The 22100-nt window shown below is 69.4% G+C and carries 17 protein-coding genes; 7 read left to right on the top strand and 10 right to left on the bottom strand.

Features of this window, described 5'->3' with window-relative positions; translation table 11 throughout:
• Window positions 1-29 precede the first annotated feature (29 nt).
• From BMW26_RS04925 to BMW26_RS04915, 3 genes are all read right to left on the bottom strand, one after another.
• On the bottom strand, window positions 30-1547 hold the full coding sequence (locus BMW26_RS04925) for an HNH endonuclease signature motif containing protein (protein ID WP_072590930.1): 1518 nt from the start codon (window positions 1545-1547) through the stop codon (window positions 30-32).
• 294 nt (window positions 1548-1841) lie between these two features.
• Window positions 1842-2657: an SDR family NAD(P)-dependent oxidoreductase gene (locus tag BMW26_RS04920; RefSeq protein WP_072590929.1), complete on the bottom strand. Its 816-nt coding sequence runs from the start codon at window positions 2655-2657 to the stop codon at window positions 1842-1844.
• A 72-nt stretch (window positions 2658-2729) separates the two neighbouring features.
• A complete protein-coding gene (locus BMW26_RS04915) occupies window positions 2730-3476 on the bottom strand; it encodes an SDR family NAD(P)-dependent oxidoreductase (RefSeq protein WP_072590928.1) in 747 nt (248 codons plus the stop codon).
• 243 nt (window positions 3477-3719) lie between these two features.
• On the opposite strand from BMW26_RS04915, the gene BMW26_RS04910 reads away from it, so the two are divergent.
• The 3 genes from BMW26_RS04910 to BMW26_RS04900 are packed head-to-tail and all read left to right on the top strand — an operon-like array spanning window position 3720 to window position 7695.
• Window positions 3720-5177: an APC family permease gene (locus tag BMW26_RS04910; protein ID WP_056277523.1), complete on the top strand. Its 1458-nt coding sequence runs from the start codon at window positions 3720-3722 to the stop codon at window positions 5175-5177.
• Between the two features lie 33 nt (window positions 5178-5210).
• Window positions 5211-6050 carry a molybdenum cofactor biosynthesis F family protein gene (locus tag BMW26_RS04905; RefSeq protein WP_072590927.1) on the top strand — a complete coding sequence of 280 codons (840 nt, stop codon included), beginning with the start codon at window positions 5211-5213 and terminating at the stop codon, window positions 6048-6050.
• 1 nt (window position 6051) lies between these two features.
• On the top strand, window positions 6052-7695 hold the full coding sequence (locus BMW26_RS04900; protein ID WP_072590926.1) for an amidohydrolase: 1644 nt from the start codon (window positions 6052-6054) through the stop codon (window positions 7693-7695).
• Between the two features lie 182 nt (window positions 7696-7877).
• Here BMW26_RS04900 and BMW26_RS04895 read toward each other — a convergent pair whose 3' ends face one another.
• From BMW26_RS04895 to BMW26_RS04885, 3 genes are all read right to left on the bottom strand, one after another.
• Window positions 7878-9341, bottom strand: a complete 1464-nt coding sequence (locus BMW26_RS04895; RefSeq protein ID WP_072590925.1) for a GMC family oxidoreductase — start codon at window positions 9339-9341, stop codon at window positions 7878-7880.
• A complete protein-coding gene (locus BMW26_RS04890) occupies window positions 9338-10783 on the bottom strand; it encodes an aldehyde dehydrogenase family protein (RefSeq protein ID WP_072590924.1) in 1446 nt (481 codons plus the stop codon). Before BMW26_RS04890 ends, BMW26_RS04895 begins: the two co-directional genes overlap by 4 nt.
• A 134-nt stretch (window positions 10784-10917) precedes the next feature.
• Complete coding sequence (locus BMW26_RS04885; protein WP_187250130.1) at window positions 10918-11355, bottom strand: Lrp/AsnC family transcriptional regulator; 438 nt, start codon at window positions 11353-11355, stop codon at window positions 10918-10920.
• Between the two features lie 151 nt (window positions 11356-11506).
• Here BMW26_RS04885 and pdhA point away from each other — a divergent pair, with 151 nt between their 5' ends.
• The 4 genes from pdhA to BMW26_RS04865 all read left to right on the top strand — a co-directional run bounded on the left by pdhA (window position 11507) and on the right by BMW26_RS04865 (window position 16504).
• Window positions 11507-12607, top strand: coding sequence for a pyruvate dehydrogenase (acetyl-transferring) E1 component subunit alpha (gene pdhA, locus BMW26_RS04880; RefSeq protein WP_056277509.1), 1101 nt, complete (start codon window positions 11507-11509; stop codon window positions 12605-12607).
• Complete coding sequence (locus BMW26_RS04875) at window positions 12604-13632, top strand: alpha-ketoacid dehydrogenase subunit beta (RefSeq protein ID WP_072590923.1); 1029 nt, start codon at window positions 12604-12606, stop codon at window positions 13630-13632. The genes pdhA and BMW26_RS04875 overlap by 4 nt, the downstream gene beginning before the upstream one ends.
• Entirely contained in the window at window positions 13629-15035 is a 1407-nt protein-coding gene (locus BMW26_RS04870) for a dihydrolipoamide acetyltransferase family protein (RefSeq protein ID WP_083569290.1), read from the top strand. Before BMW26_RS04875 ends, BMW26_RS04870 begins: the two co-directional genes overlap by 4 nt.
• Before the next feature lie 149 nt (window positions 15036-15184).
• Window positions 15185-16504, top strand: a complete 1320-nt coding sequence (locus BMW26_RS04865; RefSeq protein WP_072592229.1) for an MFS transporter — start codon at window positions 15185-15187, stop codon at window positions 16502-16504.
• Window positions 16505-16557: 53 nt separating this feature from the next.
• Here BMW26_RS04865 and BMW26_RS04860 read toward each other — a convergent pair whose 3' ends face one another.
• The 4 genes from BMW26_RS04860 to dhaK form a co-directional block, all read right to left on the bottom strand.
• Window positions 16558-17847 carry a hypothetical protein gene (locus tag BMW26_RS04860; protein ID WP_072590922.1) on the bottom strand — a complete coding sequence of 430 codons (1290 nt, stop codon included), beginning with the start codon at window positions 17845-17847 and terminating at the stop codon, window positions 16558-16560.
• Between the two features lie 144 nt (window positions 17848-17991).
• Window positions 17992-20457, bottom strand: coding sequence for a phosphoenolpyruvate--protein phosphotransferase (gene ptsP / locus BMW26_RS04855; protein WP_083569289.1), 2466 nt, complete (start codon window positions 20455-20457; stop codon window positions 17992-17994).
• Complete coding sequence (dhaL, locus tag BMW26_RS04840) at window positions 20457-21098, bottom strand: dihydroxyacetone kinase subunit DhaL (RefSeq protein WP_083569288.1); 642 nt, start codon at window positions 21096-21098, stop codon at window positions 20457-20459. The genes ptsP and dhaL overlap by 1 nt, the downstream gene beginning before the upstream one ends.
• A complete protein-coding gene (dhaK, locus tag BMW26_RS04835) occupies window positions 21098-22090 on the bottom strand; it encodes a dihydroxyacetone kinase subunit DhaK (RefSeq protein ID WP_056277499.1) in 993 nt (330 codons plus the stop codon). Before dhaK ends, dhaL begins: the two co-directional genes overlap by 1 nt.
• Between the last annotated feature and the right edge of the window lie 10 nt (window positions 22091-22100).

Raw genomic sequence — 22100 nt, 5'->3', positions numbered from 1 at the left:
TGCGGTCGCATCGGTGACGCTCATCCGCGTCATCCGGTGCGGGCGAGCCGCACGGTGAGTGTGAGTCGGGCCACGCTGAGCCTCGGTGTGCGCCATCGTTCGTCGGGATCCCACCATCTCGGTCCTCGTACCTGCGGGACCCCGTCGTCCATGCGGATCTCCCACCCCGACGTGCCGAGGGATCGGTGGTGCCACCAGCACAACGGGACCCCGTTATCCGTGTGAGTCGGACCACCCCTGGCATGCTCGACGACATGGTGGATCTCGCACCAGGATGCGGGAACGTGGCACCCGGGGATGAGGCATTCTTTGTCTCGGGCGATGATCGCCCGGCGCTGATGCACCGTGAACACCCGGTCTGTGGTCGTGATCCCGATGATCCTGCCCTCATCGACCAGCACCCGTTGAATCGTCCCCGCGCATCCGACGTGCGCGGCGACGGAAACCGGGACGTGGGCACCGGATCCGACGACCGTCGCCCACCCACCCTTTCCGCCCATTCCGCCCACGAGATCCTTCGCGTCGACGTTCACGACCAGGACCGGTGCCGCTCCACCGAGGGTGGGCATGTCGTTGTGTCGGGCGGCGATGGCGAACACCATCGCGAGGGCGTCGTGACGCTTCTGCGACGCGGTGCGGTCATCGAGCACACACCGCGGATCCGAGTTGAACGGATCCCTATCGTCACCGTCCGCACCAGCACCCGCACCCGCACCAGCACCAGCGTCGGCGTCAGCGTCGGCACCAGCGCCCCTGCTCGGGGCGAAGTGCACTCCGGGCATGGGCGGGCCGTCACCTTTGGGGTTGAGGATCGCGTCCAGGATCAGCTGCAGCTGCGCCGCGACGTCCGGGGTCAGATACCCGCGGATCGCGTGCACGCCGTCCGTGAGACGACCGATCGTGATGCCCCGCCGGCGCCGGGAGTCCTCATCCTTGGGTTCTTCCCCATCGGGGTCGAACATCGACGCGAGATCCTCGGCAAGGGCCTTCAAGTCCTGCGGGGTCGGCGCCGGACCCGGCTCATCAGCCTCCAGGCCCTCACCATCAGCGTCGACCACGACGCCGTGGCCGCGAGCACACCCCGCCAACGCGACATCCGCCGCCAACCGCTGATCGACCGTCAGCCGATCCCACACCTTCTCGATCGGCCCCGTCGCCGCGAGAAACCCGGCCACCCCGACCACCCCATCCAGCAACGCGAGACGCAACTCCGACCACCGTGCCGGCATCCTCTCCCCCGCCAGACTCACCGGCCTCCGCACCAGATCGACGACCCTGTCGACCCGGGACGCGCCCCGCACATCCACCGACACCGTCCGCTGCAACAGCTCATTCAGCCCACGACACCCCGCCGAATGCGGAAAGTCAGCCGCGTCGCCCGTCGCGATCGTCTCGACGATCACCGCCTCGACCCGGCGGAAGACAGCACCCGCACCCTGCAGAACAGTCACCCGATCCGCATCGGACAACCCCGCCAGCGCGTCATCGGACAGCACCGTGTCGAGGTCGGCGATGACCCGATCCAGAAGCTCCGCAGTGCTGTTCATACCCCCAGTCAACCCCGGGCCACCGACATTCGAGACCCGAAACCATCCCGAATTACCCCAGATCAGATCCGTATTCCAATCTCCCGGAATGGCACAGCGCAGGCGCCCAGATCGCGCGAGAGATGCAGGGGAAACCCCCAAGAGGCGCGACCGACAGGAGGAAGCGGGGAAGAGGCGAAAGACGGGACACGTGAGAACGGAGAACACAGAGGCGTCATCGGAGCGCTAACGACCGAACCAGAACGAGAGCGCCCACGCCGGGGACGACCGACCATGCACCCGAGCGACCGCCTCCTACATCCCCGCCCGGTCGAAGGCGATCGTCGGCACATCAACGACGTGTGACCCGCCATCCGCCACGATCACGGCACCGGTGACGTACGACGACTCCCCCGATCCCAGGAACCGCACGACCGACGCGATCTCCGCCGGCCGAGCCGGGCGCCGCAGCGGCACATCCGCCGTGACGGTCCCATACGCCTCTTCCCGCGAGCCCAGCCCGGCATGGGTGGCGAACTCGTCCATCTCGTCGTCGGCCATCGGCGTCTGCACCCACCCTGGGCACACCGCGTTGACGCGCACACCCTGCCGTCCGTAGTCGCGGGCGAGGGTCCGCGTCAGCCCGATCAGCGCGTGCTTGCCCACGGTGTATCCCGCCACCGACGGACCCGCGAAGAGACCTGCGAGAGACGACACGATCACGATCTGCCCTTTCGCCTCGATCAGCGCAGGCAACGCCTCTCGCGCCATGACGAACGCCGTGGTGAGGTTCGCGCGGATCGCCGCATCCCAGCTGTCGTCGTCGGTGTCGGCGACCGGCGAGAAGCCGTGTCCGCCGGCATTCGCCACCAGCACGTCGAGGCGCCCGAATGTCGCGAGCACCTCCGCCACCGCTGCCTGCGCCGATGCGGTGTCCGCGGCATCCGCGATGATCGGGTGCGCGCCGACGGCGTCGGCCACGGCGCGCAGCGGCTCGGGCCGACGCCCCACGACCACGACGTGCGCACCTTCAGCGGCATACCGTTCGGCGATCGCCGCCCCGATGCCGGTACCTCCGCCGGTGATCACGATGACCCGCCCGGAGACCGTCGATCCCACTGCACTACCCATGTTCGCTCCTGTTCTCGCCGCGCTCACGCGCTCTCGCCGCGCTCGTGCGCAGATCCGTCGTCCCCGTGACCATCAGGCCGGGAATCCTGATCGGGCCGAATACCCGAAATCGCTGAGGATGGTCGTGCCGTTGATCGCTCTGCTGCGCGGCGACACGAGATACAGCACGTGTGAAGCGACGTCCTCGGGCGACTGCACCTCGAAAGTCGGGGAGACGAACGCGTGCTCCCCGAGGTCTCCACGGCTCATCGGGGTGTCGACGATCGACGGCGCCACCGTGTTCACCCGGACATCAGTGCCGGCGAGATCCACCGACAACGATCGACCCAGCTGCACGAGCGCGGCCTTCGATGCGCAATAGGGCGCCATGCCGGGCGACGACACGAACGCCGAGTCGCTCGCGAGCAGCACGACGGATGCCGAAGCCGACGCCCGCAACGCGGGAAGGACCTGCGCGAGAACCAGGAACGCCCCCGTGACATTGACCGCGAACACGGCGTTCCAGTCGTGAAGCGAGATCTGCTCGATCGTCGATCCGACCGGACCCGAGATCCCCGCGCAGCACACGACCGCATCCACCCCGCCGAGCTCCTCGACGGACGTGGAGACCGCCAGCGCGACCTGTGTCTCGTCGGTGACATCGACCACCCGGACCACAGCGTCACCGCATCCGCGTGCCGTCTCTGCGAGCGCAACGGCATCCCGATCGAGGAGCGCCACGCGCACCCCCTCCGCGGCGAGCGCGCGGGCGGTCGCGCGGCCGATACCGCTCGCGGCGCCGGTGATCAGCGCGGTCGTGCCCGTCAGCTGCAGGTCCATGATCTCCTCGAGACATCGCCGCGGCGCCGGCGGCGCTCCGCGAGGACGGCGGTGTCATCACCGTCATCCTGCTCCGCCGGATCCGGGCCGGGAACACGACCAGGACGGCTGTGCGCGCTGGCACCATCGTCCTTCGCTCAGGGTCAACCGCCGCGCTCCCGGCACGAGCAGACTCGCTGTATCGACGAACCCCTCGTCGTCGATGCCGTGCCGACACGGCCGTCACCGAGCAAAGGAGCCGACGTGGCAGACCCGATATCTGCGTCCACGACGCAGCAGGACCACACCTCTCTTCGACCCGGCGCGCTGGGCGTCGCCGGGATCGTCTTCCTCGTGCTCGCCGCCGTCGCACCACTGACCGGCATCGTCGTGGTCGCCTCGCTGGCGATCGCCCTCGGAAACGGCGGCGGCACGCCGATGGCCTTCTTCATCGTGGCCGCGATCCTGCTGCTGTTCGCCGTGGGATACGCGCAGATGTCGAAGCAGCTGGTCAACGCCGGCGGCTTCTACGCCTTCGTCGTGAAGGGCCTCGGTCGCACGGGCGGTCTGGTCGCCGGCCTCATCGCCACGCTCGGCTACAACTTCTTCGTCGTCGGCACGATCGGCACCAGCGGCTTCTTCATGCAGAACATCATCCGCGACCTCACCGGCCTCGACGTGCACTGGCTCATCTGGGGTCTGCTGTCGATCGTCGTGTGCTTCGTGCTCGCACGGGTCGGGGTGGACTTCTCGTCGAAGATCCTCGGTGTGTGCCTCGTGCTCGAGGTGTTGATGCTCGTGGTGTTCGACGTGTCGGTGCTCGTGCAGACCGGATACGACGTGGCCGCGTTCAGCCCGGAAGCCGTGTTCTCGGGGTCGCTGCCGATCGGCCTCCTCCTGGCCGCGACGGGCTTCCTCGGCTTCGAGGCGACCGCCCTGTTCAGCGAAGAGGCGAAGCAGCCGCTGCGCACGATCCCGCGGGCGACGTACACCTCGATCATCGCGATCGGCGTGATCCTCGGCGTCACCACCTGGGCGGTGGTGAGCGCGACCGGCGTCGCGCAGGCGCAGGCAACCGCTCTCGAGCACCTGCCGACGGGCGACCTGATCTTCATGCTGTCGCAGCAGTACCTCGGGGGCCCGCTGACGACCGTGATGATGATCCTGCTGCTGGTCAGTCTGTTCGCGGCGATGCTCGCGTTCCACAACTCCGCGACGCGCTATCTCTACTCCCTCGGGCGCTCGCGCATCCTGCCGCACGCGCTGGCCCGCACCCGCCGCAACGGCGCTCCGCAGCTGGCCGGGATCGTGCAGGCATCGTTCGCGGCGCTCGTCGCGATCATCTTCGCGATCGCCGGCGCCGACCCCATCCTCACGCTCGTGCCGGCGATGCTCGGCTTCGGCACCCTGAGCGTGCTGATCCTGCAGGGACTCGCCGCGATCTCGATCGTCGTGTACTTCCGCCGTGCCGGCGATCCACGATGGTGGAGCACGTTCATCGCACCCGGAATCGGATTCCTCGGCATCGCCGCGATCTCGGTGCTGGCGATCGTGAACTTCAACATCGTCGCCGGATCCGAGGAGCTCGCCATCCGTCTCATGCCGCTGCTGCTCGTGGTGGCGCTGATCGGCGGCATCGTCTACGGCGCGTATCTCAAGCGCTCCCGGCCCGCCGTGTACGAGGGCCTCGCATCCGACCTCGAGCGTTTCAGCGACCGCTGACGCACCCGCAACCCCACTCACCTGAGGAGAGACATGACGACCCTGAACCCCGCAGACACCTCCACCTGGCTCCCGCTCGAGGGCCTGGCTCCCGGCTTCGACGCGAACAAGGCTCCGCACACGGCCGCATTGAGCGGTCGGGAGATCACCGTCGTGGACGCCCGCGGAACCCGCATCTCGCACCGGTTCGCCGACACCACAGTCGCGTGGGACTACCAGCCCGGTGCCGACGACACGACAGCACCCGCCTCCGACACCGACGACTACGAGGCGTTCGAGGTCGACGACGACCTGTACTTCGTGCAGTTCCATCACGACTACCTGCCGAACGAAGCAGTGTCTCTGATCGTCGACCTGCGCCACGGCCGCGCCCTCGCCGTCATCTCGGTGATCCTGCCCGCGCCCGAGCAGGGACGCACTCGCGTGCAGCACGTCTTCGCGCCGAGCATCATCGACGGAGCGACCGTGACGGGCGCAGAGCCGGCGCCGACGACGACGCTCATCGGTCGCCGGGTCGAGTGGATCTACAGCGAGGAGCACGCCTACGAGCACGTGTACCTCTCGGAGCGCTGGTACTCATGGCAGTGTCTCGCCGGCCCCGAGCGCGGCCTCGCAGACACCGACGAGAACAGCGTGTGGGAGGTGCGCCCCGGGATCTACGTCTTCGCGTGGCGCGAGAAGGTCATCCCCTGCGCATCGGTCACGATCGCCGACCATCGCGACGTGAACGCGATCCGCTCGCACGGCGTGCTCTTCGGGCTCGACGAGTCGGGCGAGGTGCCCACGCACTTCACGTTCGGCGCTCACGGCCGACTGCTCTCGACGACCCATCACGCGAACGGCCTCGAGCCGGCGCTGTTCGGAACCCTCTGAGATGACGACGGCCGAGCTCATCGTGACGGGCTCGGTGATCCGCACGGCGGATCACCGAGCACCGACCGTCGAGGCGTTCGCGGTGCGCGACGGGCGGATCCTCGACGTCGGCACGCGGGCCGAGATGGACGCGTACCGCGGCCCGGACACGAGGATGCTGGATGTCGGCGATGCCGCGGTCTACCCCGGCTTCGTCGACGTGCACAACCACCACGCTCTCGCCGGGCGCACCGAGCTGTTCGAGCTCTCGCTGCCGCCCTCGCTGGGCCTCGACGACATCCTCGAACTCGTGCGCGAGAAGGCCAGCGCGCTGCCGCCCGACGCGTGGATCGTGGGCGGCCCGGTGTCGACCACTCTGCTGCCCGGCCTCGCGAACAGCGCGATCAGGCAGCGTCTCGATGAGGCGGCCGGCGGTCGCCCCGTCGTCCTGTTCGAGGACTCGAGGCACAACAGGTGGGCGAGCACGCGGGCGCTGCAGCTCGCCGGGATCACCGCCGACAGCATCCCCTCCGGTGGAGTCACCGTGCTCGATCCCGATGACGGCACGCCGACCGGGGTGCTGTTCGAGGCAGCGGGAATCCCGGTGCAGGAGGCCTACGATCGCAGCGGTGGGCTGACGGGCGAGCAGCACGTGGCCGCGTCGCGCCGCGGCGTCGAGATCCTCAACTCCTACGGCATCACGACCTTCCAGGATGCCGGAGTGTCGACCGACATCCTCGCCGCCCTAGCGACCCTCGACCGGTCGCACGAGCTCACCGCCTGGGTCGTCTCGTCGCTGCTGATCAACGATGAGATCTTCGGGTTCGATCCGATCGGCGCCCCGCTCATCGACCTCGGTGAGCAGTTCCGCACCCCGCACCACCGGCCCGACTTCGTGAAGATCTTCCTCGACGGAGTACCACCCGCGCGCACGGCGTCGTTCCTCGAGCCGTATATCGCGGATGCCGTGCACGGTGCGCACTTCCACGGCGAGACGACGATGGACTTCGACGAGCTGCACACCTGGCTGCGGTCGGTGGCCGAGCGCGGACTCGGCGCCAAGGTGCACTGCACGGGAGACGGATCGGCGCGTCTCGTGCTCGACGTCGCCGAGCGCATCCGGTCCGACGGCTTCACCACCCCGATCCAGATCGCGCACGGCCAGTTCCTCGCCGACGACGACATCCCGCGCTTGCGAGCCCTCGACGTCTCGGCCGACATCTCGCCGTTCATCTGGTTCCCGGGCGTGATCCCGCAGGCGTTGGCCGAGGTCCTCGGCGACCGCGCCGAGCATTCGCAGCCCAACCGTGCCCTGCTCGACGCCGGCGCGCTCGTCGCTGGCGGCTCGGACTGGCCGGTGAGCGAATCGCCGAACACTCTCGAGGGGCTGCAGGGTCTCGTCACGCGCGCCGATCCTCTCGGCCGAGCGCCCGGCGTCCTCTGGCCCGAGCAGGCGATCACGGCGGAGGAGGCCCTGCAGGTCTTCACGATCAATGCCGCGACCGCGATGGGCCTCGGCGCGGAGACCGGATCGCTGACGCCGGGCAAGTCCGCGGACTTCGTCGTGCTCGCCCGGGATGCGATCGCCGGCCCGGCCGACGAGATCGTGCACACTCCCGTGCGGTCGACGTGGTTCGCCGGTCGCGAGGTGTACTCCGCGGGCTGATCACGTCGCCTGGCGTGCGCGTCTTTTTCCTGCGGGGTCGATGACGCACCGCTCAGCAGCGATTCCGATGCGTTGGTGACCCCGCATGCGGGACGACACGCAGGTTCGACCTCGCACGCCGGATGAGACGCTGATGCCCCCTTCCACCTACTCGGCAGGAGGGGGCATCGCGAGCGTCGACGTCAGGGTCCGAGCAGGAACCTCGCCCCCAGCTCGCCGATCATCGCCGCGGGGGCGTTGGTGTTGCCCGTCGGAACGGTGGGGATCACCGACGCGTCGATCACGCTCAGCCCCTCGAGACCGCGCACCCGCAGCAGCGGGTCGACCACCGCCTCGGCATCCGATCCCATCCGGCAGGTGCCGACCTGGTGGTGGTAGGTGATGGCCGTGCGGCGCACCCAGTCGTCGATCCCGTCGTCCGACACGTCGGGGCCGGGGTACACCTCGGTCGCTCCCCATTCCTCGGCGAGCGCCGGCTGCGCGCCGATCCGGCGGCACTGACGAACCGATGCCGCGAGCGCTGCCACATCCCTGTCGTCTTCGAGCGCGGCGAGGTCGATCAGAGGCGGGTCCGCGAGATCCGGACCGGACAGGGTGAGCCCACCGCGGCTGTACGGCGTCACGAGACCGGCCATGAGGGTGAATCCGTCATCCCCTCGAGGTTCGAGCTCGCCCCACATCGGCACCGAGAAGTGGATGGGCTGAGTGTCGGGCTCGGCGAGGTCGTCGCGGCTGCGCCAGAACAGGTGCGACTGCGTGACCGAGACGCCCGGCCGCGGCGGTCCGACCGGCCTCTCGGTCGTGAAGATGACCGGTGAGAGCAGATGGTCGTGCAGGTTCTTGCCGACGCCCGGTGCATCCAGCACGACGGGGATGCCGAGCGCGGCGAGCTCGTCGGCGGGGCCGATGCCCGAGCGCAGGAGGATCACGGGTGATCCGATCGCACCGGCCGACAGCACGACCTCGTCGGCGAAGACCTCCTCGGAGTCGGCGCCCGAGCCGAGTCGGACTCCGACGGCGCGGCCCTCCTCGACGATCACCGAATGCACCTCGCGCTCGGTGAGGATCGTGAGCCTGTCGACCACCGGCTGCGCGTAGGCCATCCACGTGTTCACCCGCCGGCCGTCGCGGATCGTCACCTGCTGCTGCGAGACGCCGTCGAGGGTGCCGCCGTTGTAGTCCGGGTTGCGGGGCAGCCCCTCTTCGACGGCTGCGTCGATGATCGAGGCCTGGATCGGCGAGAGCTCGTAGTCGTCGGTGACGGGCAGCACATCGTGCTCGAGCGCGGCGAAGACGGGTTCGACCGTGTTCCAACCCCACCCCGTCGCGCCCGCGCGTTCCCAGGCGTCGTAGTCGGAGGCGGCGCCGCGCACCCAGATCATGGCGTTGAGCGCATGCGAGCCTCCGGTGACCTTCCCGCGCGGCAGGTGCAGTCGGCGTCCGCCGGCGTGCTTCTGCGGAACGGTGAAGAAGTCCCAGTCGTCGGCGGAGTGCCACAGCTCCCCCGCCCTCGACGGGTCGTGGATCGCCGGATTCGCGTCGTATCCTCCGGCTTCGATCAGCGTCACCTCGACGCCGGCGTCCACCAGGCGTCGCGCGACGATCGCGCCCGAGGTCCCGGCCCCGACGACGATCGCGGACCTCATGCCTGCGCCTTGCGGCCCGGCCCCGACACGACCTGCGTCACGGCGACGGACTTGAGCCCCTCGACACCGAACTCCAGGCCGTAGCCCGAGCTCTTCACGCCGCCGAACGGCACCATCGGGTGCAGCCCGCCGTGCGAGTTGATCCACACCGTGCCGGACTCCATGCGCGTCGCGGCCTCGCGGGCGGCGTCCGGATCGCTCGACCACACCGATGCGCCGAGACCGACGTCGACCGCGTTGGCGAACGCGAACGCCTCGTCGACGTCGCTGTACCGGATCACCGGCAGCGCCGGGCCGAACTGCTCCTCCTGCACGAGGGCCGCGTCGTTGTCGATGTCGGCGACGATCGTGGGGCGATAGAAGAGCTCGCCGAGCTCAGGGGCCGCCTCGCCGCCCGTGACGACACGGGCGCCGCGTCCCTTCGCCTCGTCGACCAGGCGCGACACGATGTCGAACTGGGCGCGATTCTGCAGCGGACCCAGCACGTTGTCCTCATCGAGCCCGTTGCCCATCGGGACGGATGCCGCGATCTCGGCGAGCGCGGTGACGACCTCGTCGTAGACGGAGTCGTGCACGTAGAGGCGCTTCATCGCGGCGCAGGTCTGACCGGTGTTGATGAAGGCGCCCCAGAAGAGGTCCTGCGCGATCGCCGACACATCGGTGCCCGGCAGCACGATCCCGGCGTCGTTCCCGCCGAGCTCGAGGGTGAGGCGGGCGAGGTTGCCGGCCGAGCTCTCGATGATGCGTCGCCCGGTGGCGGTCGATCCGGTGAACATGATCTTGTCGATGTCGGGGTGCGAGGCGAGGCGCGCACCCACCTCGCGATCGCCGGAGACACCGATCAGAACGTCGGCGGGCAGCACGTCGTTCATCACCGCCAGCATCGCGAGGACGCTCAGGGGCGTGTACTCGCTCGGCTTCGCGACGACGGTGTTGCCCATCCGCAGCGACGGACCGATCTGCCAGATGGTGATCATGAGCGGCCAGTTCCACGGACCGATCGCGCCGACCACTCCGGCGGCCTTGTAGACGAGCTCGGCGTGCAGGGTCTCGTCGTCGACGAGCACCTGCGACTCGAGCGGGATCGACGCATTGGTGCGCAGCCAGGCCGAGCACGCACCCAGTTCGAAGCGCGCGTTGGGGCCGTTCAACGGCTTGCCCTGCTCGCGCGAGAGCAGGTGCGCGAGCGCCTCGGCGTTCGCGTCGATCGCATCGGCCGCAGCGATCAGCAGCTCGCTGCGCTTCGCGTGGCCGAGGGACTCCCAGCCGGGCTGAGCGGCTCGCGCTCGCGCGATCGCATCGTCGAGGTCGCTGACCGAGTGCTCAGGCGCACGACCCATGACCTCGCGTGTGGCGGCATCCGGGATGTCTCGCCCCGCGCCCTCCGGCGCCTGGATGCGGTCGAGCAGCGCGGCGGCTGCGGATGCGGCGGATTCGGACATCGGGACTCTCCTTCGAGCGGGACGCGTGCCAAGGATCTGGCGGGTCGTCTCATTGTCGAACGCGATGCGACAGCCCACTTGTCGCGGAGCGCGCCGCAGATGTCCGAGTGCGAAGGGATGACCTCCCCACCCGCTCAGATCAGGGTGAAGTCCTCGAAGATGAGGGTCGTGCGTGTGGAGCGGATCGAGGGGATCGCCTGGATGTCCTCCAAGACGATGCGGCGGAGGTCGCGCGCGTCGCTCGCCCGCACGAGCAGGATGACGTCGAAGTCACCGCCGACGAGCGCCATGTGCTCGATCTCGGGAATCATCCGCAGCCTGGCGCTGACCTCCTGCCAGGTGGCCTGCTCGATGGCGAGTGTCACGTAGGCGCTCGCATGGTGGCCGAGCAGCACGGGGTCGGTGCGCACCGAGTAGCCGGTGATGATGCCCGCATCGGTCAGCCGCTTGATCCGTGCGTGAGCGCCCGCTCTCGAGATGTGCACGGCCTCGGCGATGGCGGTCATCGACGCCCGGGCGTCGATGCGCAGCTGCTCGAGAATCGCGTGATCGGTGTCGTCCAGCGTGATCATGGAACCCCTTCGTCCTCTGCCTGAATTCTGACATTTCGTCACGGAGGTGAGCAAGTAGATCGCATTCGTCCACGATGCGCCGAATGTTCTTGGACGTCTGTCGCGAGGAGAGCATGCTGGCGTCATCGAGTTCGGCAAGGAGGGCGAACGGATGGAACACGCACACCTGCTCCCGCGCGACACGGCGGTGCAGCTCATCGACGCAGAGGGCCGTGTCGTCGACGACCCGCACTTCCCGCTGCCGGATACGGACACCCTGCTCGCCGCCTATCGCGGTCTCGTCGAGGGGCGCCGCATCAACGATCAGGCCAGCGCTCTCGTCCGCCAGGGCCGCCTCGCCGTCTACCCGTCGTCGCACGGTCAGGAGGCGTGCCAGATCGGAGCGGCCCTCGCCCTCGACGCCGGCGACTGGCTCTTCCCCACGTATCGGGACTCGGTCGCGGTCATCGCCCGGGGTGTCGCACCGGCCGAGGCGATGGTGCTGCTGAAGGGCGACTGGCATTCGGGCTACGACGTGCGAGCGCACCACGTCGCGCCTCAGGCCACTCCGCTCGCCACACAGCTGCTGCACGCGGTCGGCTTCGCGTATGCCGCGAAGAAGCGCGGAGAGCAGACGGCCGTCCTCGCACTGTGCGGCGACGGTGCGACCAGTGAGGGCGACTTCCACGAGGCGCTGAACTTCGCCGCCGTCTTCCGTGTGCCGGTCGTCTTCCTCGTGCAGAACAACGAGTTCGCGATCTCGGTACCGCTCAGCCGCCAGACCGCCGCGCCGTCGCTGGCCCACAAGGCGATCGGATACGGGATGCCGGGGCAGCGCGTCGACGGCAACGACGTCGCCGCCGTGCTGGCCGTTCTCGGCGAGGCCATCGCCCATGCCCGCTCGGGCGACGGGCCGACGCTCATCGAGGCGCACACCTATCGGATGCAGGCGCACACGAACGCCGACGACGACACACGCTATCGCGAGCGCGCCGAGGTCCAGGCGTGGGTCGAGCGCGACCCGCTGACGCGACTGCGAGCACACCTGACGAGCGCCGGCGTCCTCACGGCCGACCGTGAAGCCGAGTACGCGGCGGAGGCCGAGAAGACCGCCGCGGCGATGCGAGAGGCGCTCAACGTCGATGCCGAGATCGATCCCGAGGATCTGTTCCGCTTCGTCACAGAGACCCGCTCTCCGCAGCGCGAGGAGCAGTGGCAGATGCTGAGGGACGAGATCGCACGCAACCACGCAGCAGCCGGAGGTGCACGATGACCATCGCCCACGACGACATCCGGGTCGACACCGGCGCACTTTCCGTGTCGACCATGAGCATGGCCGCCGCACTGAACCTCGCCCTCGCGGATGCGATCGAGAGCGATCCCGAGGTCGTCGTCTTCGGCGAGGACGTCGGAGCGCTCGGCGGCGTGTTCCGCATCACCGACGGACTCACGGCGCGGTTCGGCGAGGACCGCTGCTTCGACACCCCGCTCGCCGAATCCGGCATCGTCGGCACAGCCGTCGGCATGGCCATGAACGGCATGCGTCCCGTCGTCGAGCTGCAGTTCGACGCCTTCGCACTGCCGGCGTTCGAGCAGATCGTCAGTCACGTCGCGAAGCTCGGCAACCGGACGCGCGGTGCGGTGCGGATGCCGCTCGTGATCCGCATCCCGTTCGGCGGCGGCATCGGCGGGGTCGAGCACCACTGCGACTCCTCCGAGGCGTACTACGCGCACACCCCGGGCCTCACCGTCGTGAGCCCGTCGACTCCCCAGGACGCCTATTCGCTGCTCCGGGCGGCGATCGCCTCGCCCGACCCGGTGATCTTCCTCGAGCCGAAGAAGCTGTATTGGACGAAGGGCGAGGTCGACACCTCGGCGACGGCGGACATCGGCTCCGCTCGCATCGCCCGCGAGGGCACCGACGTCACCCTGCTCGCCTACGGCGCCTCGGTGCCGCTCGCGCTCGAGGCCGCCGACGTGGCGGCATCCGAGGGGCGAAGCGCGCAGGTCATCGACATCCGTTCGCTGTCGCCGTTCGACGACGCCACGGTCACCGCCGCCGTGCGCGCGACCGGACGAGCGGTCGTGATCGCCGAGGCTCCCGGATTCGCCAGCGTGGCCTCCGAGATCCAGGCGCGCGTCTTCGAGCGCTGCTTCGAGTACCTCGAGGCTCCGGTGCGCCGCGTCACCGGATTCGACACCCCCTACGCCCCGCCCAAGCTCGAGCACTGGTACCTGCCCGACGTCGACCGCGTGCTGGACGCGATCGACTCGCTGCACTGGGAGGACGAGTCATGACGGCGCTGACCACCCACGTCTTCCGGCTGCCGGACCTCGGCGAGGGACTCACCGAGGCCGGACTCGTGCAGTGGCTCGTCTCCGTCGGCGACACGATCGTCACCGACCAGGCGATCGCCGAGGTCGAGACGGCGAAGAGCGTGGTCGAACTGCCGTCGCCCTTCGCCGGCGTCGTCACCGCACTGCACGGAGAACCGGGCGAGACCATCGACGTCGGAGCGCCGGTGCTCGAGGTCGCCGACGGCGCCTCTTCTTCTTCTTCTGCGGATCCTTCCTCGGCAGACGCTCCGGACACGGATGCGGGAGGAGATCTCCGTGCGGATGCCGGCGATCCGGAGCAGAAGGCGTACCGCGAAGAGGAGCGCGCAGGGTCCGGCAACGTCCTGATCGGCTATGGGACCACGGAGCGCGGCGCGACCGGCCGACGGCGCCCGAAGGCGACGGCGACATCCGAGATGCCACGCGAGAAGCCGGACGCGAACGCTTCGGAACGGCGGCCCGTGGCCGTCCGCTCTCCCCTGGTGCGACGACTCGCCCGCGATCTCGGACTCGACGTCCACGCCATCACCCCGACCGGCCATGACGGCGCCGTCACGCGCGCCGACGTGCTGGCGGCCGCTGTCGACGACGCCGTCGACGGGGCAGCGGCGCAGCATCGCCGCGGTGATCACCAGCCGCAGTCCGCGAACGCCGAACGTCTCGATGGCCTCGCCGTCGTCTCCCGTGAGCGGATGTCCCCGCTGCGCAAGGCGGTCAGCGCACGACTGACCCGCAGCCGCTCCGAGATCCCCGAGGCCACGGTCTGGGTCGACGTCGATGCCACCGAGCTCTGGAATCTGCGCTCCGAGATGGTTCCGGCCGGCGGCAGGGCACCGTCGATCACTGCCCTCGTGGCACGCTTCGTCGTGCTCGCGCTCGCGGAGCATCCGGTGCTCGCCTCCCGCCTGAGCGACGACGGATCGGAGATCATCTCCTTCGACGGCCTCAACCTCGGCGTCGCCGCCGACACCGAGCGCGGCCTCCTGGTGCCCGTCATCCCGCGGGCGCACGAGCTCACCGTCGAACAGCTCGATGTCGTGCTGCGCGAGCTGTCGGCGACGGCGCGTTCGGGGGCGATGCCTCCGGAGCGGCTGCGGGGGTCGACGTTCACCCTCAACAACTACGGCGGGCTCGGGGTCGACGGCTCGGCCGCGATCATCAACCACCCCGACGTCGCGATCCTCGGCATCGGTCGCATCATCGAGCGCCCGTGGGTGATCGACGGTCAGATCGTCGCCCGCCGCGTCGCGCAACTGTCACTGGTGTTCGATCACCGCGTGTGCGACGGCGGGTATGCGGCGAGCTTCCTCCGCCGCGTCACGGAGCTCATCGAGCATCCGCTGCGCGCGTTCGGCAACGTGTGAGGGCGTCTGAGTCGCGCGGTCGCAGATGTGGGGCTTGGGTCGCCCGGCCACCGTGCGCTACTCTCGTCAATTACTGACCGATCATTCGGTAAGTAGCTCGGGGTGACGCAGCGTCGCTCCTCCGCACCCGCAGAACAATGGAGTTCTTCATGACGTCAGCAGTATCCGCGCGCAACTCGACGGCGCGAATGCCCGCCGAGGAGCGGCGAGTCCTCGCCAGCACCCTGGTCGGCACCTCGATCGAGTGGTACGACTTCTTCATCTACGCGCAAGCAGCCGGCCTCGTGCTCGCGCCGCTCTTCCTCGCCCCGATCGCTGAGGAGAACAAGGGGTTCGCGCAGATCCTCTCCTTCGCCACGATCGGGATCTCCTTCCTCTTCCGTCCCCTGGGAGCCATCGTCGCCGGGCACCTGGGCGACAAGCTGGGCCGCAAGAAGATGCTCGTCTTCACGCTCGTGATGATGGGACTCTCCACCTCGCTGATCGGCGTACTGCCGACGTACGCCGCGATCGGCGTCGCCGCTCCGATCCTTCTCATCGTGCTCCGCATCCTGCAGGGGTTCTCGGCGGGCGGGGAGTGGGGCGGAGCGGCACTGATGGCCGTCGAACACGCCCCCACGGCCCGCCGGGGGCTCTTCGGCGCCTTCCCGCAGATCGGCGTCCCGATCGGCATGATCCTCGCCACAGCCACGCTCTGGGTGCTGACGAGCTCGATGTCCCCCGAGGCGTTCCTCGAGTGGGGCTGGCGGATCCCGTTCCTGATGTCGATCGTGCTGATCGCCGTCGGCTACGTGATCAGGCGCGCCGTCGACGAGAGCCCCGTCTTCGAGGATCTCCGTCGTCGTCGTCAGGAGGCCTCCGCGCCGCTGGGTCGCCTGTTCCGCAAGAACACCAAGCAGGTCGTGCTCACTGCCCTGATCTTCATCGGCAACAACGCCGCCGGGTACCTGCTCATCGCGTTCTTCGCGACCTACGCCGTCACCGCCCTCGGCATGGAGCGTCCTCCCGTGCTGCTGGCGACGACGCTCGCGTCGTTCGGCTGGCTCATCTTCACGCTCTGGGGCGGCCACCTCTCCGATCGTCTCGGACGCGTCCGCACCTTCCAGATCGGGTACATCGCGCTCGCGCTGTGGGCGGTGCCGATGTGGTTCCTGATCGACACGGCGAACATCTTCTGGTACTTCGTGGCGCTGTTCGTGATGACGTTCGCGCTCGGGCTCTCGTACGGCCCGCAGGCGGCTCTCTATGCCGAGATGTTCCCGGCCAACGTCCGCTACTCGGGCGTCTCGATCGGATACGCGCTGGGTGCCATCCTCGGCGGGGCGTTCGCACCGATGATCGCGGAGGCTCTGATGAACCAGTTCCAGGCGGCCTGGACGATCGGCGTCTACATCGCCATCACGGCGGTGATCTCCCTCATCGCCGTGTCGATGGTGAAGGAGACCAAGGGCGTGGATCTGCACGCCTGATCATCGTCTTCCCGGCATGCTGCGGGCCGGTCGGTCATCCGACCGGCCCGCAGTCAGCCGAAGACCAGCGGCGTGCGTGCCGTCGCGTCCTCGACCGTGATGCCGACGATCGTCGCCCCCTCCTCGAGCACCTCGCGATCGGCTTGGAAACGGAAGACCTGCCCGTCGCGCGTCGTGACGGCGTAGAAGTGATCGCTCGACGACACGACCTCGACCACGGTGCCTCCGGGGTAAGCAGCCATCGCATCCGCGACGGGGGCGCCGAGGCGGATATCACCTCGCGACGGCAGCGCGGCTCCGTCACCGACGGTGTCGCCGAGGCTGCGGTCGCTCCCGACGGTGATCGACCCGACGGCATCGCCGGCCTCGACGGGGCGCACCAGGATCGTCCCCGCCTCCGCGGGGGCGATGAGGGTCCACGGGCCGCCGTCGTACTCGGGTTCGACGACCTGCGCGTCCTCGCCGGCGGCGGCGACCGCGGACTCGACCGAGTCGCCGAGTCGGAGCGGACCCACGCCGCCGACTCCGACCTGCCAGTCACTCCACGCGGTTCCGGGATCGCCGGACGGGTCTGTCTCGGCGACGGGCGGGTTCTCGGTGAGCTCCTCGACCAGCCCGGACCGGGCCTCCTCGGCGCGTTCTCGAAGCAGCAGCGCCGCCGCCTCGGCGTCGAAGTCGCGATCGCCGCTGAAAGGCTGCCACAGCTGCACGATCACGTTCCCGGTCGAGGCGAACGCGCTGAACGACCGCCAGTCCAGCGCCGCATCGATCAGCGAGCCCGCGAAGGCCCGGGTGTTCTCGGACGCTTCGGGGATCACGGCATCGAAGGAGACGGTTCCCTCTTTGACGAACTCGGCGCACTGCTCGGCCGCCTGGAGCAGCTGATCCATGCGGCCCTCGGCGTGAGCCTCGTCGGCGAACTGCATGATCGTCATCCGGCCGAAGCCGTTCGTGGAATCCGTCGGCACCTGCCACTCGATCGTCCTCGCCCCGACGCTGCCGAGTGACTGCTCGGCGTAGAGAGCGTCGCAGATCGGCGGATCCGCAGGGAGGCTTCCTCCGTCCGATATCTGTTCGAGGACCGGCGACGGATCGCCGACGTCGGTGGCGTCCGGAACGATCCCCACGATCTCCTCGGGGGCGAGCGCGAATGCGTCGAGCTCGTCGCCGACGAACACGATCGGTCCGGCATACGGCTCGGGCGCGGCGGCCGTCCGGGACGGCGATGGCGACGGAGGCGATGACGTCTGGGGACTCGGGGCGCAGGCGCTCACGGCGGCCACGGCGACGATCCCGATCAAGGCGAGCGTCACTCGCGCTCGACCCGTGATGAAGACAGCCATTGAATCCTCCGACCTCGTCATTCGCCGATGCAGACGTCCCCTCCTGGAGCCTAGGCGCGCTGGGACGACCTCGACCAGGAGCCCGTGCATGTCGAGATCAGAATGATGCCGGAGAGCGCATATGTCGTTGACGCGACGACCGCGTCACTCTCCGTTGAGTACGGCGGCTGCGGCGGCGCGGGCATCGACAGCCGTCGCTGCTCTCAGGACCGCTTCCGCAGCGGCATCGCACTGTTCGCCCGTGACGCCCGCGAGCGCCGCCGCGACTCGACCCAGCGCACGGGGTGTCATCGACAGCGACGTGACGCCGAGCCCCACGAGCACGGCGGCCAGAGCGGGATCGGCAGCGGCCTCGCCGCATACCCCCACCGGCAGGCTCCACCGGCGTCCGGCCGCACCCGCCTGCCCGATCAGTCGCAGCACGGCCGGCTGCCACGGATCGTTCAGATCGCCCAGCTCTCCGAGCAGTCGATCAGCCGCGAGCGCGTACTGGGCGAGGTCGTTGGTCCCGATGCTCACGAAGTCGACGACCTCGAGCATCTCCGACGCGAGGAGCGCGGCGGAGGGCGTCTCGATCATCACCCCCACAGTCTCCAGTCCGGCTTCTCGCGCACGCTCCGCGAAGTCGCGTGCCTCATCGACCGTGGCCACCATCGGAGCCATCACCTCGACGAGTGCCGACTCCGCCCCCGCGGCGAGCGCCAGTGCCCTGAGCTGATCGTCCAGCAGCTTCGGAGCCCGTCGCGCGATCCGGAGTCCCCGCACGCCGAGAGCGGGATTGTCCTCCGCGTCGGAGTTCGCGAAAGGCAGCGGTTTGTCACTGCCGGCATCGAGCGTGCGCACCACGACCCTCTGCCCCGGAAACGCGGCGAGGACACCTCGGTAGGCGTCGACCTGCTCGTCGATCGTCGGTGCGTCGGCGCGGTCGAGGAAGCAGAACTCGGTGCGGAAGAGACCGACGCCCTGGGCCTTCGAGGCAGCGGCCACGACGGCCTCGGCCGCTCCCCCGACATTGGCGAGGAGCGGGATGCGCCGTCCGTCGGCGAGCACCCCCTCGCCGTCGAACGGCACCACGAGCGACGCGGCCTTCGCCTCGGTGACTCGAGAGCTGCTCGGGTCGATCTCGACCGTGCCCCGATCGCCGTCGACGAGCACGACCGCACCGCGCGGGATCCCGGTCGCGCCGATGACTCCGACCACTGCGGGGATTCCGAGCGACCGGGCGATGATCGCCGTATGCGAGGTGGGGCCGCCCTGCTGCGTCACGAGCGCGACGCAGTTGCCGCCTTCCAAGGCTGCCGTGTCCGCGGGGGCGAGATCCGACGCGACCAGCACGAAAGGCTCCTCACGCTCGGGAACGCCCGGCATCTCGACCTCGAGGATCTCCGCGATCATCCGATCACGGACGTCGCGGATGTCGGCCGATCGCTCGGCCATCCGCCCACCGAGAGCCGCGAGTCCTTTCTCGTGCGCCGCCGATGTCTCCCAGATCGCCCGCGCGGCCGTTCGACCCCGCGACCGCACGAGATCCGCCGCCTCGGCCACCAGTTCGGGGTCGGAGGCCAGCAGACGCGACGCGTCGAGGATCGCCCGAGCCTCGCCGGTCGCCGCCCTCGTGCGCGCCCGCAGCTGGTCTGCCACCGCCACTGCGGCCCACTCGATCGCAGATGCCTCGGCCTCCCGATCACCAGGCGCGACGACGGTGCTCTCCTCCGGCTCGCGCACGGGCGCGGCGAGGAGCACGGCCTCGGCGGCGACCCTGCCCGAGCTCACGCCGCGACCACGCAGCACGTCGCCTGCCCGGACGGGAGGGGACTCGAGGGCTGTCTCTGCAGCGTGCGCCCCGACCGACCCCGAGGCGACGGCGTCGACGTCCGTGCCTTCACCGAATCCGTCGTCGAAAAGGGCCACCAGTCGGTCGAGCGCCCCCTCGGCGTCGGGCCCGAGTGCCGACAGCTCGATCCGGTCGCCCTGCCTGGCACCGAGGATCAGCAGGCGTGACAGACTCGCACCCGACGCCTCAGCGCCGTCGGGCAGTCGACGCAGTCGCACATCGATGCCCGCCGATGCCTCGGCGATCAGAGCCGCCGGTCGCGCGTGGATACCGAGCGGATTGCGCACGACCACCGTCCGCGTCATGGCACCCGACCGGTCGGTCGATGCGGACTCGATCGGAGCGGCTCCCGTCGACGGGTCCTCGAGCTGGCCGCTCTTGGCGGCGAGCGCGATCGACGCCTCCCCCGCGACGACGTCCAGCGATGCGCCGGCAGCGGCCGACACGACGGCCGCCAGCAGCCCTTCCACGAACGGCGCGGGGGCGAGGCGCACCGGCACATCGCTCGTCCGCAGCTCCAGCGCGAGCTCGGCGCTCAGCACTGCGGAGCCGAGATCCATCAGCACCAGGACACCGTCGCAGTCGGCGGCCAGCTCGTCGATCGCCGCGGCGACAGCGACGGCATCCGTGCCGAGGACGGGCGCGCCGTCGGCATCCGTTCCGGCGCCTGCGGCGACTCTCACTCGCGCTCCCCCGCCCTGCACCATCTGCAGGGCGAGCTCCAGCGCCGCCTCCCCGAGTCGAGCACTGTGGGAGACGGCGACGATGCCGATCATCAGGAGGATTCCGCGGTCGCCTGGGCGAGGGACTCGAACAGCAGTGTCGTCGACGCCGCACCGGGGTCGAGATGGCCGGCGCTGCGTTCCCCGAGATAGCTCGCACGTCCCTTCCGGGCGACGAGCGGTTCGGTGGCATCCCGACCGGACGCGGCAGCCTCTGCGGCCGCCGCCGTCGCGGCAGACAGGTCTCCCCCTCCGGAGATCGCGGCGTCGAAGGCGTCCACCGCGGGCGCCATGGCGTCGAACATGGTCTTGTCGCCGGCCTCGGCCTTGCCGCGAGCGACGATGCCATCGAGGCCGGCACGCAGCGAGCCGCCGAGTCCGGCGCCATCGAGCTCGGTCACGGGCCCTGCAGCCATCCCCATCCGCAGGAACAGCGTGCCGTAGAGCGGCCCGCTGGCGCCTCCGACCGAGCTCACGAGAGTCATGCCGACGGTCTTGAGCAGCTCGTCGACCGTGTCGGGCACACCCGAGTCGAGCTTCGCCACGACCGCATCCATGCCACGGGCCATGTTCGCGCCGTGGTCGGCGTCTCCGATCGCCGAGTCCAGCTCGGTGAGCCACTCGCGCCTCTCGGCGATGACGTCGCGGAACCGCCGGATCCAGTCGGCCAGGGCCGCGGTGTCGATCGCCGCCATCATGCCCCCCACCGCAGTCCGGGGGTGTTGACGGGTGCGTCCCACAGCCTGAGCAGCTCGTCGTCGGCCTTCAGCACCGTGAGCGAGCAGCCGGCCATGTCGAGCGAGGTGATGTAGTCGCCGACCAGGTTGCGGGCGATCTGCACTCCCGCCTGCTCGAGCAGCGCGGCCACCTCGCCGTACATCAGATACAGCTCGATCAGCGGGGATCCGCCCATGCCGTTGAGCATCACGATGGCGGGACCTGAGACGTCGAGATCGGCGAGGATCGGCTCCACGAGCTGCCGGGCGATCTCGGATGCCGGCGCCAGTGGCTCCCGGTGCCGACCGGGCTCGCCATGGATGCCGATGCCGATCTCCATCTGGTCCTCGGGCAGATCGAACGTCGGCTTGCCCGCTGCGGGAACCGTGCAGCTGGTGAGCGCCATGCCCATCGACCGCCCCTGTCCGTTGATGCGCTTCGCGAGGGCGACGACGGCATCGAGATCCTGCCCCTCCTCAGCCGCGGCGCCGACCAGCTTTTCGAGCAGCACCGTGAGTCCGACGCCACGACGCCCTGCCGTGTAGAGCGAGTCCTGCACGGCGACATCGTCATCGACGATCACGGTGCCGACCTCGATGCCCTCCATCGAGGCGAGCTCCGCCGCCATCTCGAAGTTGAGCACGTCTCCCGTGTAGTTCTTCACGATGTGCAGCACACCGGCCCCGCGATCGACGGCCTTCGTGGCGGCCTGCACTCGATCGGGGGTGGGCGAGGTGAAGACCTCGCCGGCGACGGCGGCGTCGAGCATGCCGAGGCCCACGTATCCCCCATGCAGCGGTTCGTGGCCGGACCCTCCACCCGAGACGATCGCGACCTTCCCCTCCGCCTTCGGCGTCGAGCGGGTGATCACGTGCGTCTCGAGGTCGACCGAGAGCTCCGGATGCGCGAGTGCGACGCCGCGCAGCGACTCGACCAGCACATCGGCGGGGTTGTTGATGAGCTTCTTCATCGTTCGATCT

The sequence above is a fragment of the Microbacterium sp. 1.5R genome, assembly GCF_001889265.1.
In the GTDB taxonomy this organism is placed as follows: domain Bacteria; phylum Actinomycetota; class Actinomycetes; order Actinomycetales; family Microbacteriaceae; genus Microbacterium.
The sequence above is the reverse complement of the archived record's forward strand: the minus strand, read 5'-3'. Positions and strand labels throughout refer to the sequence as shown.

What these genes read in the sequence shown, in the direction of transcription:
- BMW26_RS04900 (WP_072590926.1), top strand. Translation starts at nt 6,052, where the DNA reads ATGACGACGGCCGAGCTCATCGTGACGGGCTCGGTGATCCGCACGGCG.
- BMW26_RS04890 (WP_072590924.1), bottom strand. Translation starts at nt 10,783, where the DNA reads ATGTCCGAATCCGCCGCATCCGCAGCCGCCGCGCTGCTCGACCGCATC.
- ptsP (WP_083569289.1), bottom strand. Translation starts at nt 20,457, where the DNA reads ATGATCGGCATCGTCGCCGTCTCCCACAGTGCTCGACTCGGGGAGGCG.
- BMW26_RS04860 (WP_072590922.1), bottom strand. Translation starts at nt 17,847, where the DNA reads ATGGCTGTCTTCATCACGGGTCGAGCGCGAGTGACGCTCGCCTTGATC.
- dhaL (WP_083569288.1), bottom strand. Translation starts at nt 21,098, where the DNA reads ATGGCGGCGATCGACACCGCGGCCCTGGCCGACTGGATCCGGCGGTTC.
- BMW26_RS04920 (WP_072590929.1), bottom strand. Translation starts at nt 2,657, where the DNA reads ATGGGTAGTGCAGTGGGATCGACGGTCTCCGGGCGGGTCATCGTGATC.
- BMW26_RS04915 (WP_072590928.1), bottom strand. Translation starts at nt 3,476, where the DNA reads ATGGACCTGCAGCTGACGGGCACGACCGCGCTGATCACCGGCGCCGCG.
- BMW26_RS04905 (WP_072590927.1), top strand. Translation starts at nt 5,211, where the DNA reads ATGACGACCCTGAACCCCGCAGACACCTCCACCTGGCTCCCGCTCGAG.
- BMW26_RS04925 (WP_072590930.1), bottom strand. Translation starts at nt 1,547, where the DNA reads ATGAACAGCACTGCGGAGCTTCTGGATCGGGTCATCGCCGACCTCGAC.
- BMW26_RS04895 (WP_072590925.1), bottom strand. Translation starts at nt 9,341, where the DNA reads ATGAGGTCCGCGATCGTCGTCGGGGCCGGGACCTCGGGCGCGATCGTC.
- BMW26_RS04870 (WP_083569290.1), top strand. Translation starts at nt 13,629, where the DNA reads ATGACGGCGCTGACCACCCACGTCTTCCGGCTGCCGGACCTCGGCGAG.
- BMW26_RS04885 (WP_187250130.1), bottom strand. Translation starts at nt 11,355, where the DNA reads ATGATCACGCTGGACGACACCGATCACGCGATTCTCGAGCAGCTGCGC.
- dhaK (WP_056277499.1), bottom strand. Translation starts at nt 22,090, where the DNA reads ATGAAGAAGCTCATCAACAACCCCGCCGATGTGCTGGTCGAGTCGCTG.
- BMW26_RS04875 (WP_072590923.1), top strand. Translation starts at nt 12,604, where the DNA reads ATGACCATCGCCCACGACGACATCCGGGTCGACACCGGCGCACTTTCC.
- pdhA (WP_056277509.1), top strand. Translation starts at nt 11,507, where the DNA reads ATGGAACACGCACACCTGCTCCCGCGCGACACGGCGGTGCAGCTCATC.
- BMW26_RS04865 (WP_072592229.1), top strand. Translation starts at nt 15,185, where the DNA reads ATGACGTCAGCAGTATCCGCGCGCAACTCGACGGCGCGAATGCCCGCC.